Annotated in this window: 14 protein-coding genes; 6 read left to right on the top strand and 8 right to left on the bottom strand. The window is 52.6% G+C overall.

The window, feature by feature from the left end; translation table 11 throughout:
* Positions 1–541: 541 nt before the first annotated feature.
* The gene (gene zapB, locus P349_RS02525) at positions 542–781 is read right to left on the bottom strand and encodes a septal ring assembly protein ZapB (RefSeq protein ID WP_010436935.1); all 240 of its coding nucleotides are present in this window, start codon (positions 779–781) and stop codon (positions 542–544) included.
* Between the two features lie 410 nt (positions 782–1,191).
* Between zapB and P349_RS02530 the strand changes: the two genes are divergently transcribed.
* From P349_RS02530 to fpr, 4 genes are all read left to right on the top strand, one after another.
* On the top strand, positions 1,192–2,037 hold the full coding sequence (locus P349_RS02530) for an MIP/aquaporin family protein (RefSeq protein ID WP_014885705.1): 846 nt from the start codon (positions 1,192–1,194) through the stop codon (positions 2,035–2,037).
* Positions 2,038–2,058: 21 nt separating this feature from the next.
* Entirely contained in the window at positions 2,059–3,567 is a 1,509-nt protein-coding gene (gene glpK / locus P349_RS02535) for a glycerol kinase GlpK (RefSeq protein ID WP_014885706.1), read from the top strand.
* An 88-nt stretch (positions 3,568–3,655) separates the two neighbouring features.
* Positions 3,656–4,666, top strand: a complete 1,011-nt coding sequence (glpX, locus tag P349_RS02540) for a class II fructose-bisphosphatase (protein WP_024909193.1) — start codon at positions 3,656–3,658, stop codon at positions 4,664–4,666.
* 96 nt (positions 4,667–4,762) lie between these two features.
* Positions 4,763–5,509, top strand: a complete 747-nt coding sequence (gene fpr, locus P349_RS02545; RefSeq protein ID WP_024909194.1) for a ferredoxin--NADP(+) reductase — start codon at positions 4,763–4,765, stop codon at positions 5,507–5,509.
* Here the strand turns inward: fpr and P349_RS02550 are convergent, their stop codons facing one another.
* Positions 5,510–5,929 (bottom strand): DUF805 domain-containing protein, encoded by a 420-nt coding sequence (locus tag P349_RS02550; RefSeq protein WP_023333860.1) that lies wholly within the window; start codon positions 5,927–5,929, stop codon positions 5,510–5,512.
* 112 nt (positions 5,930–6,041) lie between these two features.
* On the opposite strand from P349_RS02550, the gene P349_RS02555 reads away from it, so the two are divergent.
* Together P349_RS02555 and tpiA are read left to right on the top strand one after the other, a co-directional pair.
* Positions 6,042–6,638 (top strand): DUF1454 family protein, encoded by a 597-nt coding sequence (locus P349_RS02555; RefSeq protein ID WP_024909195.1) that lies wholly within the window; start codon positions 6,042–6,044, stop codon positions 6,636–6,638.
* A gap of 111 nt (positions 6,639–6,749) precedes the next feature.
* On the top strand, positions 6,750–7,517 hold the full coding sequence (gene tpiA, locus P349_RS02560; protein ID WP_014172206.1) for a triose-phosphate isomerase: 768 nt from the start codon (positions 6,750–6,752) through the stop codon (positions 7,515–7,517).
* A gap of 48 nt (positions 7,518–7,565) precedes the next feature.
* Here tpiA and P349_RS02565 read toward each other — a convergent pair whose 3' ends face one another.
* From P349_RS02565 to P349_RS02590, 6 genes are all read right to left on the bottom strand, one after another.
* Positions 7,566–8,870, bottom strand: coding sequence for an SLC13 family permease (locus tag P349_RS02565; RefSeq protein WP_032648461.1), 1,305 nt, complete (start codon positions 8,868–8,870; stop codon positions 7,566–7,568).
* Positions 8,871–8,943: 73 nt separating this feature from the next.
* Positions 8,944–9,687 carry a CDP-diacylglycerol diphosphatase gene (locus P349_RS02570; protein ID WP_032648501.1) on the bottom strand — a complete coding sequence of 248 codons (744 nt, stop codon included), beginning with the start codon at positions 9,685–9,687 and terminating at the stop codon, positions 8,944–8,946.
* A gap of 108 nt (positions 9,688–9,795) precedes the next feature.
* Complete coding sequence (locus P349_RS02575) at positions 9,796–10,785, bottom strand: sulfate ABC transporter substrate-binding protein (protein WP_024909198.1); 990 nt, start codon at positions 10,783–10,785, stop codon at positions 9,796–9,798.
* A gap of 210 nt (positions 10,786–10,995) precedes the next feature.
* Positions 10,996–11,958 (bottom strand): 6-phosphofructokinase, encoded by a 963-nt coding sequence (gene pfkA, locus P349_RS02580; protein WP_023309696.1) that lies wholly within the window; start codon positions 11,956–11,958, stop codon positions 10,996–10,998.
* 174 nt (positions 11,959–12,132) lie between these two features.
* Positions 12,133–13,026: a CDF family cation-efflux transporter FieF gene (gene fieF / locus P349_RS02585; protein ID WP_024909199.1), complete on the bottom strand. Its 894-nt coding sequence runs from the start codon at positions 13,024–13,026 to the stop codon at positions 12,133–12,135.
* 349 nt (positions 13,027–13,375) lie between these two features.
* Positions 13,376–15,217 (bottom strand): LTA synthase family protein, encoded by a 1,842-nt coding sequence (locus P349_RS02590; RefSeq protein WP_152540070.1) that lies wholly within the window; start codon positions 15,215–15,217, stop codon positions 13,376–13,378.
* Positions 15,218–15,349: the final 132 nt, after the last annotated feature.

Raw genomic sequence — 15,349 nt, 5'->3', positions numbered from 1 at the left:
TGGCGGTTTTTTTGTCCCTCGGGATTCGCGGTCCGTTGGGAGGATTTACAGCTCCACACCAGGGACTTTTATCATACCTCTCAATAAATGGCAGGCAATCCCTTAAACCCTTTATAAAATCCTAATTTTATTTGCACATCTTAACGGCGAGGCTGATGTTAACTATGATGCTGCGTCCCTTTCCGCCATCTCGCAAATGGGCATCGGTCCAGGGAAAGGTGTATTCACAACCGTAAAACAGCCCACACCAGGGCTTGTGTCCACCGACTTATCACCGGTGGTGAACGGTGGAGCGGTTAGCTGCAGGGACCGCATAATGAAACGCTATTTATGTATCGCGTTCATTGTCGCCAGCGTACTCGTTGTAAAGAGTGATGAACCGAATGTGTTCGTTGCTTTTGCTATGACAGCGCAGGACAAGTAGCGTTAAGGCCGCCTTTGGCGGCCTTTTTTATGGTTGGATGTCAGTCAGCGAGAACCATAAAAAAAGCCGGGTGGCGGCTTCGCCTTACCCGGCCTGGTCAGTTCATCCCAATGGGAATCAGACTTCTTCCATACGTCCCAACAGCGCCTGCAGGCGATCCTGCCAGCCGTTCTGCTGTTCGCGCAGCTGGTTGTTTTCGCGCTCCAGTTCTTCGCGGCCGTGCTGCGCGTTCTGAACTTCCTGCGCGAGGCTGTTGTTCTTCTCTTTCAGCTCTTCAATTTCCATCTGCAGCAGGGTGATGGTGTCAATCGCCTGCTGTACTTTCGATTCCAGTTTCTCAAACACTTCTAAAGACATGATGCTACCTCTCCTGAATTGCAAGGCGACGCTTTAACATAAACGCGCACGACATATACCGTCGATTGTATGGAGCGCGGCGCTCTGTGTCCAGCGACACACCGCGCAGATCGCGGTTTGCAACACTTTTAGGTCTGGTCCTGGTGCGTTCGCGTCATATACCCCTAAATTGTTAACTGATTCGTTAATGAAATGATTCAGCTCACATTCCTGTACCGATCCTGTACTGCTGCAAAAATGTGCTTTATGGCGCGAAAACGCTCATTTTATTGACGCAGACCACACATTTTGATTTCGATATTTCTCGTTTTTGCTCGTTAACGATAAATTAACACTATGTCTACAGGGCATCGTGGCTGTCACGGGCGGCCATGCTAACAATAAACATCAATTTCTTCAGGATTCCGATTATGAGTCAGACATCAACCTTAAAAGGCCAGTGCATTGCCGAGTTCCTTGGTACCGGGTTGTTGATATTCTTCGGAGTGGGCTGTGTCGCTGCACTGAAAGTGGCGGGTGCCAGTTTTGGTCAGTGGGAAATCAGTATCATCTGGGGTCTGGGCGTGGCGATGGCCATCTACCTGACCGCAGGGGTGTCTGGTGCACATCTTAACCCGGCGGTGACAATCGCACTGTGGCTGTTCGCGTGCTTCGACGGACGCAAAGTTGTTCCTTTCATTCTTTCTCAGTTTGCCGGCGCGTTTTGCGCAGCGGCGTTAGTTTACGGGCTTTATTACAATCTTTTCATCGACTTCGAACAGACGCATCATATGGTACGCGGCAGCGTCGAAAGTCTGGATCTGGCAGGCATCTTCTCAACCTATCCAAACCCGCATATCAATTTTGTGCAGGCGTTCGCAGTTGAAATGGTGATTACCGCTATTCTGATGGGCGTTATCCTGGCGCTGACCGACGACGGAAACGGCATTCCGCGCGGCCCGCTGGCCCCCCTGCTGATTGGCCTGCTGATTGCGGTGATTGGCGCCTCCATGGGCCCGCTGACCGGCTTCGCGATGAACCCGGCACGTGATATCGGACCAAAAGCGTTCGCCTTTATCGCAGGCTGGGGCGACGTCGCCTTCACCGGTGGAAAAGACATTCCTTACTTCCTGGTACCGCTGTTTGCGCCGGTTGTAGGGGCTGCGCTGGGTGCGTTTAGCTACCGCAAATTAATTGGTCGCCATTTACCGTGCGACACCTGTGTGGAAGAGGAGAAGGAAACGACTTCTACCGCACAACAAAAAGCTTCGCTGTAATCTGACTACGGGACACATACCATGACCGAAAAAAAATATATCGTTGCGCTCGACCAGGGCACTACCAGCTCCCGCGCTGTCGTAATGGATCATGACGCGAACATCGTCAGCGTGTCACAGCGCGAATTTGAGCAAATTTATCCTCGTCCAGGCTGGGTAGAACACGACCCAATGGAGATCTGGGCGTCACAAAGCTCCACGCTGGTCGAAGTACTGGCGAAAGCCGATATCAGTTCCGACGAGATTGCCGCGATTGGTATCACTAACCAGCGTGAAACGACAATTGTCTGGGAACGTGAAACCGGTAAGCCTATTTACAACGCCATCGTCTGGCAGTGCCGCCGTACCTCTGAGATCTGCGAACAGCTGAAGCGCGACGGCATGGAAGAGTACGTGCGCAGCGCCACCGGCCTGGTGGTTGACCCGTATTTCTCCGGCACCAAAGTCAAATGGATCCTCGACCATGTGGAAGGTTCACGCGAGCGTGCTAAACGCGGCGAGCTGCTGTTCGGTACCGTTGATACCTGGCTTATCTGGAAGATGACCCAGGGACGCGTTCACGTCACCGACTACACCAACGCCTCGCGCACCATGCTGTTCAACATCAACACCCTGGAGTGGGATGACAAGATGCTGGACGCCCTGGATATCCCACGCGCGATGCTGCCTGAAGTGCGCAAGTCTTCAGAAGTGTACGGTCAGACCAACATCGGCGGTAAAGGCGGCACCCGTATTCCTATCGCCGGTATCGCCGGTGACCAGCAGGCGGCGCTGTTCGGCCAGCTGTGCGTCAAAGAAGGGATGGCGAAGAACACCTACGGCACCGGCTGCTTTATGCTGATGAACACCGGCGAGAAAGCGGTGAAATCAGAAAACGGCCTGCTGACTACCATCGCCTGCGGCCCGCGCGGCGAAGTGAACTATGCGCTGGAAGGTGCGGTGTTCATGGCCGGCGCGTCTATCCAGTGGCTGCGCGACGAGATGAAGCTGATCAGCGATGCGTTCGATTCCGAGTACTTCGCGACCAAAGTGAAAGACACCAACGGCGTGTACGTGGTACCTGCGTTCACCGGTCTGGGCGCACCGTACTGGGATCCGTATGCACGCGGCGCGATTTTCGGCCTCACGCGCGGTGTGAACTCTAACCACATTATTCGCGCCACCCTGGAATCCATCGCCTACCAGACGCGCGACGTGCTGGAAGCGATGCAGGCTGACTCCGGCATTCGTCTGCACGCCCTGCGCGTGGACGGCGGTGCGGTCGCGAATAACTTCCTGATGCAGTTCCAGTCCGACATTCTGGGCACCCGCGTTGAGCGTCCTGAAGTGCGTGAAGTGACGGCGCTGGGCGCGGCGTATCTTGCCGGTCTGGCAGTAGGCTTCTGGCAGAACCTGGACGAGCTGCAGGAAAAAGCGGTGATCGAACGCGAATTCCGCCCGGGCATTGAAACCACCGAGCGTAACTTCCGCTACAGCGGCTGGAAGAAAGCGGTGAAACGCGCCCTGGCGTGGGAAGAGCACGACGAGTAAGCCCCCCAAAGGGGAGAGGGGACTTAAAACCCCCCTCCCCACTCTGTGATAAACTTCGTGCAATTCCTTTTGATTGCACGAGTACCTCATGAAACGTGAACTTGCTATCGAGTTTTCCCGCGTCACCGAAGCGGCCGCCCTTGCAGGCTATAAATGGCTGGGTCGTGGCGACAAAAATACCGCAGACGGCGCAGCCGTCCATGCCATGCGCATTGTCCTTAACCAGGTCAACATCGACGGCACCATCGTGATCGGCGAAGGCGAGATCGACGAAGCGCCAATGCTCTATATTGGTGAAAAAGTCGGTACCGGCAAAGGCGATGCCGTGGATATCGCCGTCGACCCGATCGAAGGTACGCGCATGACGGCAATGGGTCAGGCCAACGCCCTGGCGGTGCTGGCCGTAGGCGATAAGGGCTGCTTCCTTAACGCGCCAGATATGTACATGGAAAAGCTGATTGTCGGGCCTGGCGCAAAGGGCGCAATCGACCTCAGCCTGCCGCTGGAAGAGAACCTGCACAACATCGCCAAAGCCCTGGGCAAACCCCTTAGCGAACTGACCGTGACGATTCTGGCCAAACCGCGCCACGACGCCACCATCGCTCAAATGCAAAAGCTCGGCGTGCGCGTGTTTGCTATTCCTGACGGTGACGTTGCCGCCTCGATCCTGACCTGCATGCCGGACAGCGAAGTAGACGTGCTGTACGGCATCGGCGGCGCGCCGGAAGGTGTCGTCTCTGCGGCAGTGATCCGCGCGCTGGATGGCGACATGCAGGCTCGTCTGCTGCCCCGTCACGAGGTAAAAGGCGACAGCGAAGAGAACCGCCGTATCGGAGAAAACGAGCTGGCGCGCTGCGAAGCGATGGGCATCGAGGCCAATAAAGTGCTCGCGCTGGACGAGATGGCCCGTAGCGATAACGTTGTCTTCTCCGCGACCGGCATCACCAAAGGCGATCTGCTGAACGGTATCACCCGCAAGGGCAATATGGCGACGACCGAAACGCTGCTGATCCGCGGTAAATCGCGCACCATTCGCCGCATCCAGTCTATCCACTATCTCGACCGCAAAGACCCGGACGTACAGACGCACATTCTGTAAAACCGTTTGATCGATAGAGCTTTCCGGCCCTGACGGGCTGGAAATTGTCACCACAAGTACGGAAGATAGAACAGAGAAACAGCACAGGAGAAGATCATGGCGGACTGGGTAACAGGTAAAGTCACGAAAATAGAGTTCTGGACCGATGCGCTATTTAGTCTCACCGTCCATGCTCCCGTACACCCGTTTAAAGCCGGGCAATTCGCCAAGCTGGGGCTGGATGTCGACGGCGAACGCGTGCAGCGCGCCTACTCTTACGTTAACGCGCCTGATAACCCGGATCTTGAGTTCTATCTGGTCACCGTTCCGGACGGTAAGCTCAGCCCGCGCCTTGCCGCCCTCAAGCCCGGCGACGACGTGCAAATTGTGAGTGAAGCGGCAGGCTTCTTTGTGCTCGAAGAGATCCCTGATTGTGACACGCTCTGGATGCTGGCAACCGGCACGGCCATCGGCCCTTATCTCTCTATTTTGCAGTACGGCAAAGATCTGGAGCGCTTTAAAAACATCGTGCTGGTGCACGCTGCACGCTACGCTGCAGACCTGAGCTACCTGCCGCAGATGCGGGCGCTGGAACAGCAGTACGGCGGAAAGTTAAAGATTCAGACGGTGGTCAGCCGCGAAACCGTAGCAGGAGCGCTGACCGGTCGCGTGCCGGCGTTAATTGAGAGTGGAGCCCTGGAAGACGCGGTAGGTTTGCCGCTGAACGCTGAAACCAGCCACGTCATGCTGTGTGGCAATCCGCAGATGGTTCGCGACACGCAGCAGCTTCTGAAGGATACCCGGCAGATGACGAAACATCTTCGCCGCCGACCGGGCCATATGACCGCCGAACACTACTGGTGATCAGCGGTACTTCACCTCAACGGTGTCTTTACCGTATTTGTTTTCGCTCTGGGTGCCAATAAACGCGCCCAGATCGACAATCATCATCACGAAGATGACCGACGGCAGCAGCCTGCCCACAACCCACGGCAGGATGGACGGCAGCATCGCCCAGTTTCCCGCCACCAGCATCCACGCCAGAATAATCAGAAATGCCCACGCGCCGGAACGTCCGCGATCGTGCAGCCGTTTCACGACGACAGCCGCCGTTGGCCATAGCAGACAGACCAGCGCGAAGGCCGCCGTTTGCGTGCTTAGCCATGCGTTATAGGCAACGAAAAACAGAAGCAGCATGGCGACAATCCACGTCACCATCCAGATCCAGAAATCACGGCGTCCAATACGCCCTTTGAACGAAAACAGCCACTGCTGTATGGTCATGTAAGGTTCCTTATTATCGTATAGCGCGCATTTTACCCTGGAGTTGTGACCTTTTGACAAGCCGACCAGATATCGTTTTAATCATGAGCACTTACGGCCAGGGGCAATGTTGATGAAAAGTTCGGCACGTTCTCTCTTCCTGTGTTTAGCGCTGCTCAGCGTGGGTTATCCCCTGCACGCCGCCGAAACCACTGCCCCGACCACAGCTCCGTATCTGCTGGCGGGCGCGCCGTCATTCGATCAGTCCATCAGCGAGTTTCGTGAAACCTTCAATCAGGCCAACCCTACGCTGCCGCTGGATGAGTTTCGCGCCATCGATGGCCCCCGCGACACGCCTACCCTGACCCGTGCGGCAAGCAAGATTAACGAGAATTTGTATGCCTCCACGGCGCTGGAGCGCGGGACGTTAAAAATCAAAAGCATGCAAATCACCTGGCTGCCAATACAGGGGCCAGAGCAGAAAGCCGCTAAGGCGAAAGCGCTGGAGTACATGAGCGCGGTATTGCAGGCCTTTACCCCTGCGCTGACGAAAAAACAAAGTCAGCAAAAGCTGCAAAAACTCCTTACCGCCGGGAAAAACAAGCGTTACTACGCCGATACCGAAGGCGCGATCCGCTATGTTGTAGCGGACAACGGCGAAAAAGGACTGACCTTCGCTGTTGAACCGATTAAGCTGGCACTATCTGACACTCTCGACGGGGCGAATTAATGACAAAAAGCAAAGCCTTTCGAGGGAAAATCTCTATACTGATTCACAGACCATGCTGCCCGACAGGGTGGCCATATTCCTTAATTCGCTTATTGAGCGTGGAGAATTGAAATGCGACATCCTTTAGTGATGGGTAACTGGAAACTGAACGGCAGCCGCCACATGGTAAACGAACTGGTTGCGAACCTGCGTAAAGAGCTGGCTGGCGTGACGGGCTGCGCGGTTGCTATCGCTCCGCCGGATATGTACCTGGATCTGGCTAAACACGCCGCTGACGGCAGCCACATCATTCTGGGCGCGCAGAACGTTGACGTTAACCTGTCTGGCGCGTTCACCGGTGAAACCTCCGCTGAAATGCTGAAAGATATCGGCGCGAAATACATCATCATCGGCCACTCCGAGCGTCGCACCTATCACAAAGAATCTGATGAGTTCATCGCGAAGAAATTCGCCGTGCTGAAAGAGCAGGGTCTGATCCCGGTTCTGTGCATCGGTGAAACCGAAGCAGAAAACGAAGCGGGCAAAACCGAAGAAGTGTGCGCACGTCAGATCGACGCAGTGCTGAAAACCCAGGGCGCGGCAGCGTTCGAAGGCGCGGTTATCGCTTACGAGCCAGTCTGGGCGATCGGTACCGGCAAATCAGCAACCCCTGCGCAGGCTCAGGCGGTTCACAAATTCATCCGTGACCACATTGCGAAAGCTGACGCCAAAGTCGCTGAGCAAGTGATCATCCAGTACGGCGGTTCCGTAAACGCCTCCAACGCTGCTGAGCTGTTCACCCAGCCAGACATCGATGGCGCGCTGGTTGGCGGTGCATCCCTGAAAGCGGACGCTTTCGCGGTGATCGTTAAAGCGGCAGAAGCGGCTAAACAGGCGTAATTGCCTTTGTGGCGGGTGGCGCTTGCGCTTACCCGCCCTACAAAAACGCTACAACTTACCTAACACGCTAAACCACAGATAATCCAGCGGCAGCAGCACCAGATAAGTTGCCACCGCCAGCGCCAGACAAAGCACCATCCCCGCCCTTGCAGGCACCTTCCCGAGCCCCATCGCCACCACAATCGGCGACGCCTGATACGGCAGCAGTGGCGTAGAATAGCCGAGCACCTGAATCATGATCACCGACAGCAGCGGGAAGCCGGTCGCGTCCGAGAAGCTCTGCGCCAGGGTGGTGTAAAGCGCCGGCACGCCGTTGGCGGTCATAATGAAGTTGAGTGCGGTGGTAATACCGGTCAGCGCCAGGAAACTGGTGAACGGTCGGTCTGCATTCAGCGGCATAATGCGGAGCAACGCCTCGCCCACCGCCGTTCCGATACCGGTTTGGGTCACGACGATCGCCAGCCCCAAAATACCGGCAACGTAGATACAGGTGCGCATATTCACCCCCGCAGAAAACTCCTCCCCGGTGATAAAACCTATACGCGGCAGCATAACGATGACCGACGCCGCCAGCCCCGTCCACGCGGGTCCCACGCCGTGCCAGCTCTCCGTCACCCACATCCCCAGCACCACCGCCAGCAGCCAGGCGAGACGCTTTTCGTCCCGCCCCATAGGCTCAGACGGCGCCTGTTCCTTCGGCGGTTTCGGGCTACCGGGAAATAGCCAGCAGATCAGGCCAATCAGGATCAGGCCTTTGAGAATGCCCAGCACCGGCGTGTGCAGCAGCAGATACGGGACATAGTTCAGATGGATGCCGTACGAACCTTCCGCAGCACCGCTCATCACCAGATTAGGGACGTTAGCGGGCAGAATCGTCGCCGAAAGCTGGAAAGTCCCGAACCCTACCGCCAGCGCCAGACCAAACCAGGCGCGGGAGCCGTCGGCGATACCGGCGCGTTTTGCCATCGCCGCGACAATCGGCATCAGCAGCGCAATACGTCCCATGTTCGACGGCATCACAAACGCCAGCGCATAGCTCAGCAGCACCACGCTCGCTACCATTAATACCCAGGAGTCGGTGAGCTTTGACGACAGCGCCCGGGCGGCCCTGTCCGCCAGTCCGGTTTTACGGATCGCCACGCCGAGCACAAAGCCGCTGAATACCAGCCAGAAAGCCGACGAGGCAAAACCGCCGAAGATGACCTCCGGCGGGGCGATTCTGGCGGTCATCGCCGCCGTGAAGAACAGCAGCGCGGTGATGAATTCCGGCAATAGCGACGTCGCCCACAGAACGATGGTGACGCCAACAATCAGTGAGGGTAGCAGCAGAGGATACGTTAACCAGAGCGACATACCTGTCTCCTGTAGAATTTTTCAGCAAGTCTACGGTGACAGGCAGCCCGAGTAAACGCGATTTATGGTGGGGTTACTTCAGGATAGCGCATTGATGATCCTGCAATTCCTCTGCCGACGCGCGGTTGAGCATCAACAGATTACGCTCGGTCGCCAGCAACACAAACGAGCCATCCGACTGCTGCGCCATCGCCAGGGCAAAGCGCCCCATATGGTCGCGCGCTTCCGGCAGCTCTTCCGCCAGCATTATGAACGGGCTGCGCTGCACCAGTTCATTCTCCGTCACCCGGCGAGCAAGATACTCATGTCCTTCCAGCCCTCCGGGAAGAGGCAGCCACTGGGTGCTGATTTCTCCCTGTGCCGCGTTGAGCTTCTCGCGCACGTCCGGGCGCAGGCAGGAGATATGAATATGGAAATGGTTCTGCGTACGACCCGTCGGGGAGTTAATGGTCAGCGAAATGGCGCTGTCAGGCACCTCGGATCCGCGCTTCAGGGTCATAAAGCTGCGCGACTGCCACGCCAGCCAGAAAAAGTTCGGCGTATGAGATTCGGTCAAAAGCGGGCTTTCGGTACCGTTGATGCGGTAGGTTGGCATCAGCAGGTACTGCAGCGGCCCGTTGCGATCTTTAAACACCACGTAGCCTGCATCCGTTTTCACCTGCGCACACGGCGCCGGGTTACGGTTCTGGATCTGATTCGGCACACACTGATCGAGAACGATATGTCGCAACGCATTCGGATTACCCGCTTTCATCCAGTACACGCCGCCAGCTGCCAGGGCGATGACAATGAGGATCAATAAGATAATTTTTTTCACAACGCGTTCCCTGTTTTCAATAGAGGCAAAAGAGTAACGCAAAATGATGACCAAATAAAAAACCCGGCGGATTTCTCACGCCGGGTCACCGTGTCATGGGCTAATGGGTTAGCGCTGGCTGATCTGGTCGAAGGTGCCGCCGTTAGAGAAGTGCTCTTTCTGCGCTTTCGTCCAGCCACCGAACTCGTCATCAATGGTGAAGAGTTTCAGTTTAGGGAATACGCTTTCGTATTTCTTCGCAACGGCCGGATCGCGTGGACGATAGAAGTTTTTCGCCGCAATTTCCTGGCCTTCTGGCGAGTACAGATACTTCAGGTAGGCTTCCGCCACCGCTTTGGTATCTTTCTTCTCAACCACTTTATCGACCACGGAGACGGTCGGTTCAGCCAGAATTGATTCGCTTGGGGTCACGATCTCGAACTTGTCTTTACCCAGTTCATTGGTAGCCAGCAGGGCTTCGTTTTCCCATGCGATCAGCACGTCGCCAATCCCACGCTCGACGAAGGTGTTGGTGGCGCCACGTGCGCCGGAGTCCAGCACCTCAACGTTTTTATACAGCGCTTTCACGAATTCCTGCGCTTTGGCCTGGTCGCCATTGTTGTGGTGCAGCGCGTAGCCCCATGCGCCCAGGTAGTTCCAGCGAGCGCCGCCAGAGCTTTTCGGGTTAGGCGTGATGACTGATACGCCCGGCTTAATCAGGTCATTCCAGTCATGGATCTGTTTCGGGTTGCCTTTACGTACCAGGAAAACGATGGTCGAGGTGTATGGCGCGGAGTTATCCGGCAGGCGTTTGATCCAGTTTTTGTCGATACGGCCACGCTCGGCGATCGCGTCAACATCGTAGGCCAGCGCCAGGGTCACCACGTCGGCTTCAATCCCGTTGATGACGGAGGTCGCCTGCTTGCCAGAACCACCGTGGGACTGGCGAACCACGACATTGTCGCCGGTTTCCTGTTTCCAGTGTGCCGCAAACGCTTTGTTGTATTGCTCGTACAGTTCACGCGTCGGGTCGTATGACACGTTCAGTAACTGGATGTCCTTAGCCAGAACGCTGGTCGATGCCAGCAATAATGTTAAACCCACGCCCCATTTATTCATCGCCCAGCTCTCTTGTGTAGTGTTTTGATGAATGCAGCGTGCCAGAAAGCGATTCAAGGATTAAAGAATAAAAAAAGATTGGCTATAACGGAGTGGAATAAAAAAGCGTGCACACATAAAAAAGCCGGGTGGCGGCTTCGCCTTACCCGGCCTACGAACCGTGCTTTTGTAGGCCCGGTAAGCGCAGCGCCACCGGGCAAAAAACGCCGATCAGTACAGTTTTTTCGCGCAGTCCAGCCAGTCACCTTTGAACGGACGCTTCATGTTTTCAATCGCGTCGATGATGTCATGGTGAACCAGTTTTTCGTTCTGAATACCGACGCAGCGGCCGCCGTGACCCTGCAGCAGCAGATCGATAGCGTACGCGCCCATACGGGACGCCAGAATACGGTCGTAAGGGCCTGGGGAACCGCCACGCTGGATGTGACCCAGTACGGTCGCGCGGGTTTCGCGTTTGGTTTCGGCTTCGATGTACTTCGCCAGCTCGTCAACGTCACAGATGTGCTCGGTGATAGCCACGATGGCGTGTTTTTTACCTTTCGCGATGCCCGCTTTGATTTCAGCCACCAGATCTTCACGGCTAAATTCGACTTCTGGCACGACGATAAATTCGCAACCACCCGCAATGGCTGCCGCCAGCGTCAGGTCGCCGCAGTAACGGCCCATCACTTCAACGATAGAGATACGCTGGTGAGAAGACGAGGTGTCACGCAGACGGTCAATCGCTTCAACAACGGTACCCAGCGCGGTAAAGAAGCCGATAGTGTAGTCAGTACCTTTGATGTCGTTGTCGATGGTGCCCGGCAGACCGATGCACGGGAAACCCATTTCGGTCAGACGTTTTGCACCCATGTAGGAGCCGTCACCACCGATAACCACCAGGGCGTCCAGGCCGCGTTTCTTCATGTTTTCGATAGCCACTTCACGAACGTGTTCATCACGGAATTCCGGGAAGCGCGCAGAACCGAGGAAAGTACCGCCACGGTTGATCATGTCAGACACGCTGTAACGGTCGAGCTGAACCATACGATCTTCATACAGGCCCAGATAACCGTCATAAACGCCAAAAACTTCCAAGCCTTCCGTCAGCGCTGCACGGACAACACCACGAATTGCCGCGTTCATGCCCGGCGCATCACCGCCGCTTGTCAACACACCGATTTTCTTAATCATGACTACCTCTGAACTTAGGAATGCAAAATTGAAATCTGTTGCCGGAAGAAACTTATCGACCAACGAATACTGCAAATAGTATATCAATCCCTTCCAGCTGAATTGATTCAGGTCAGACCAAATGGCGGTAATTTATACACAAAATGCTGGCCTGGCTCACTTTTTTACAACGAATTACGAAAGCCCAACATGACCGGGTACAACCGAGCAGGGATCCTGGTGAATGATGACGTCTGAACCAGGAAAACGCTGCAAAATCGCCTGCTCGACCTGCTCAGCTATCACGTGAGCCTGAACCAGTGGCAGGTTGTCTTCCATTTCAATGTGAATCTGAATAAAGCGGGTCGGCCCTGACTGCCGCGTTCGAAGATCGTGTGCACCGCTGACGCCGGGCCAGGAGGTCACGATAGAAAAAATTTCATTACGTTCTGAGTCCGGGAGGGCGCGGTCAAGCAGTGATTGCACCGCTTCATACCCCATCCGCAGGGCGCTATATAAAATATAGATACCAATCCCTAACGCAAACAACGCATCGGCCCGATGCCAGCCATACCAGGCCAGACCGAGCGCAATAAGAATAGCCCCATTCATCATAACATCAGATTGATAATGAAGCATATCTGCCCGTACAGCCTGACTTTGCGTTTTGCGCACAACCCAGCGCTGGAACGTTACCAGAACAAGTGTGCATATAAGCGCGACAATCGTCACAACGACGCCGACGCCGGGATCGTTCATCGGTGTTGGCGAGACGAGATGCTGAATGCCGGTGAGAAACAAGAACAGCGCAGAACCGGATATAAACATGCTTTGCGCCAGCGCGGCCAGCGACTCCGCTTTACCGTGCCCAAAGGTGTGCTCTTCATCCGCTGGCTGCAGCGAGTAACGCACCACCAGCAGGTTGGTCAGCGAGGCGGCAATATCCACCAGCGAGTCCACCAGCGCCGCCAGAATACTGACCGAACCGGTATACCACCACGCGAAAACTTTGATGACCAGCAAGCACGACGCCATTACCGTCGCGGCCATGGCGGCCCGGTTTACCAGTCTTCCATAGGATTGATTCATAAACGCTCCTGTCATGTCATGCCGCTAGTATAACGGAAGCATGTGGAGTCGAAGGATGAATAAACGGTTAACAAAAGAGAATGACAGGCAAAAAAACCATAAATTATGTGTGGGTATTGCGGGCGTGGTACCTTAATACTGCTTTGTATCTTTGAAACTAAATGTTTAGTATCTTGCAATGTGCACATTTTGTAGTGCACATTTTGTACCACATCGGTCTATGCCATGACCTGCAATTGTGAAGCTCCTTCTCATCATCATAACGAAGTGTTGATGTTGTCAAGTTAAGGAGAAAGCAGCATAAATTCGGGGGGATGATAATGGCCAAACGTATTATATCCCCCCAATTTTATTGCGGTATGTTTTCGAACAATGATATTGCGTAAACCCATGATGGAACACTGTTTATTAAAGATTTATAACCGCTATAATCAGTATACATTGGGTTTTTACAACCGTTATTCTGAGTGTATTTAACAGCAAAGACATCAGAATTAATAAAATATTTATCTGCAAATGCGGCTAAACAGAAATAGGGTTTCTTGTTCGCATTTTTTACGAAATCTGCAACAGCAACTTTATCGTTAGATTTTATGAATACAGGGACATCCCCTAAATCTAAAGGTGTTGCAATAACTTTAAAATTGAAATCCTCATCTTTATCACCAATAGTTGAGAACAAATTACGCGGAATAATATTATGTTCATAAAAATATTTATTTAGTGCCGGCTTATGATCACCATATACAATAATAACGGCATTTTTATCTATCTTTTGAACCTCTTGAGAAAAACTCACTAAACGAGAAATCGACTCAGCAACTTCATATTTATAAACTGTTTCGCCAGAATCATTCAGATGTGGGTAAGGCCCGTGGGTACCCATGGTTATGAGGTTCATAAAAATTGGCTGCCCCTGTTTCTCACGCAACTTATTTAATGCTGAACGGTATAAAACGATATCATCTGTTTGCCACTGCCAAGGTTTCTTATTTTTTAATATTTCAGCCGGCACATTATCCATTTGGGTTATATCAACAAACTGATCAAAACCAAACTTACGATAAACATCATTTCTTCGCCAAAATGTTCTGTTATTGTTATGAGCAGCAAAGGTTGCGTAGCCTTTATTTTTTAAAGCACGAGGGAAAGATTCAGCATTATCCTTAAATGTATCAACATATTCCTGATAGATGATACCTGAAAGGTACTTACTCGTACTTGGTAAGCCGGTTAACATTTCAAATTCTATGTTAGCTGTACCAGCTCCATAATGTGGGGATGTAGCTCTCATAGCAATAAAACCAGTATCCATTAATGGTTGGTATAGATCTTTAAAATTATTATCATCATACCAACACGACTCACATAAAATAAATATCACCGTCTTATTCTTTGGATCACCGGAAATATATTCATCACGCAAGGCAATATAGTTTCTCAATTCATTTTTAGCTAACTCAGGTATTGAGGTACGAATACTAGTCTGAATTAGATGCAGAGGCAAACCATGATGACTTACATTGCCCGGCCAATCCCATGCAAAATAATTAACATCGTACTTATTATTTAGAACATTAACCCTTTCAACAATCCAACCCGGCAACCCTCGAATAGCATTAGAATAAGATGAAACCGCCATAAACAAGGTAGGTATTATAAACAAACACAAAACGAATTTACTCGCCTTATAAATTTTCAACTTATTATCTAAAAATAATATAACCCCCCCAATAAAAACAACCCCAACACAGATCAAAATATTATTATATGAAAGATACTTACTAGCCAGTGAGATATTTGAGCCAGCAACAATATCATTGTAGGACAGTGGCTGACCAGTGAGAGACAACTTTGTTGAATTTATAAACGTAAGGATAGTAGCTATCAATGTGACAACATACAATGAAAAAAGAACCCTGGCATTAAACAGACGGAGAATGAGATATAAAAGAATAACTGGCGCTGACTTCCAGTAAATTCTAATAATCTCATGAAGATTTATATAGTTAGGATCATCACCAATAACACCCAAGCCTACTTTCAAAAAAACAATAATAATTGAAATGCAAAATACTTCAACAAACACATTTCGCAGCATATTATTATTTATTTTTGCCACATCCAAACATTTAAAATCACACCTCATTCCTGCCAACCCCTTTAATTTTTTCTTGTGCAATAAAATCAAAAAATGCTCTCATAATATAAAGAACCTTCACAATTGCGTTTTTCTTACACAACATGTGCAGTTCTTGCAAGTCAGAATGTGGTTTGAGTAGTTTAAGTTCTCCTGACCTGTTGATACTATGCGCTATACGAG

The organism is Enterobacter sp. DC4, from assembly GCF_000568095.1.
Taxonomy (GTDB): Bacteria; Pseudomonadota; Gammaproteobacteria; order Enterobacterales; family Enterobacteriaceae; genus Enterobacter; species Enterobacter pseudoroggenkampii.
This window is presented reverse-complemented; position numbering and strand designations above follow the sequence as displayed.

Excerpts from the sequence above, each read along its gene's own strand:
- zapB (WP_010436935.1), bottom strand. The coding sequence starts at position 781 with ATGTCTTTAGAAGTGTTTGAGAAACTGGAATCGAAAGTACAGCAGGCG.
- P349_RS02530 (WP_014885705.1), top strand. The coding sequence starts at position 1,192 with ATGAGTCAGACATCAACCTTAAAAGGCCAGTGCATTGCCGAGTTCCTT.
- glpK (WP_014885706.1), top strand. The coding sequence starts at position 2,059 with ATGACCGAAAAAAAATATATCGTTGCGCTCGACCAGGGCACTACCAGC.
- glpX (WP_024909193.1), top strand. The coding sequence starts at position 3,656 with ATGAAACGTGAACTTGCTATCGAGTTTTCCCGCGTCACCGAAGCGGCC.
- fpr (WP_024909194.1), top strand. The coding sequence starts at position 4,763 with ATGGCGGACTGGGTAACAGGTAAAGTCACGAAAATAGAGTTCTGGACC.
- P349_RS02550 (WP_023333860.1), bottom strand. The coding sequence starts at position 5,929 with ATGACCATACAGCAGTGGCTGTTTTCGTTCAAAGGGCGTATTGGACGC.
- P349_RS02555 (WP_024909195.1), top strand. The coding sequence starts at position 6,042 with ATGAAAAGTTCGGCACGTTCTCTCTTCCTGTGTTTAGCGCTGCTCAGC.
- tpiA (WP_014172206.1), top strand. The coding sequence starts at position 6,750 with ATGCGACATCCTTTAGTGATGGGTAACTGGAAACTGAACGGCAGCCGC.
- P349_RS02565 (WP_032648461.1), bottom strand. The coding sequence starts at position 8,870 with ATGTCGCTCTGGTTAACGTATCCTCTGCTGCTACCCTCACTGATTGTT.
- P349_RS02575 (WP_024909198.1), bottom strand. The coding sequence starts at position 10,785 with ATGAATAAATGGGGCGTGGGTTTAACATTATTGCTGGCATCGACCAGC.
- pfkA (WP_023309696.1), bottom strand. The coding sequence starts at position 11,958 with ATGATTAAGAAAATCGGTGTGTTGACAAGCGGCGGTGATGCGCCGGGC.
- fieF (WP_024909199.1), bottom strand. The coding sequence starts at position 13,026 with ATGAATCAATCCTATGGAAGACTGGTAAACCGGGCCGCCATGGCCGCG.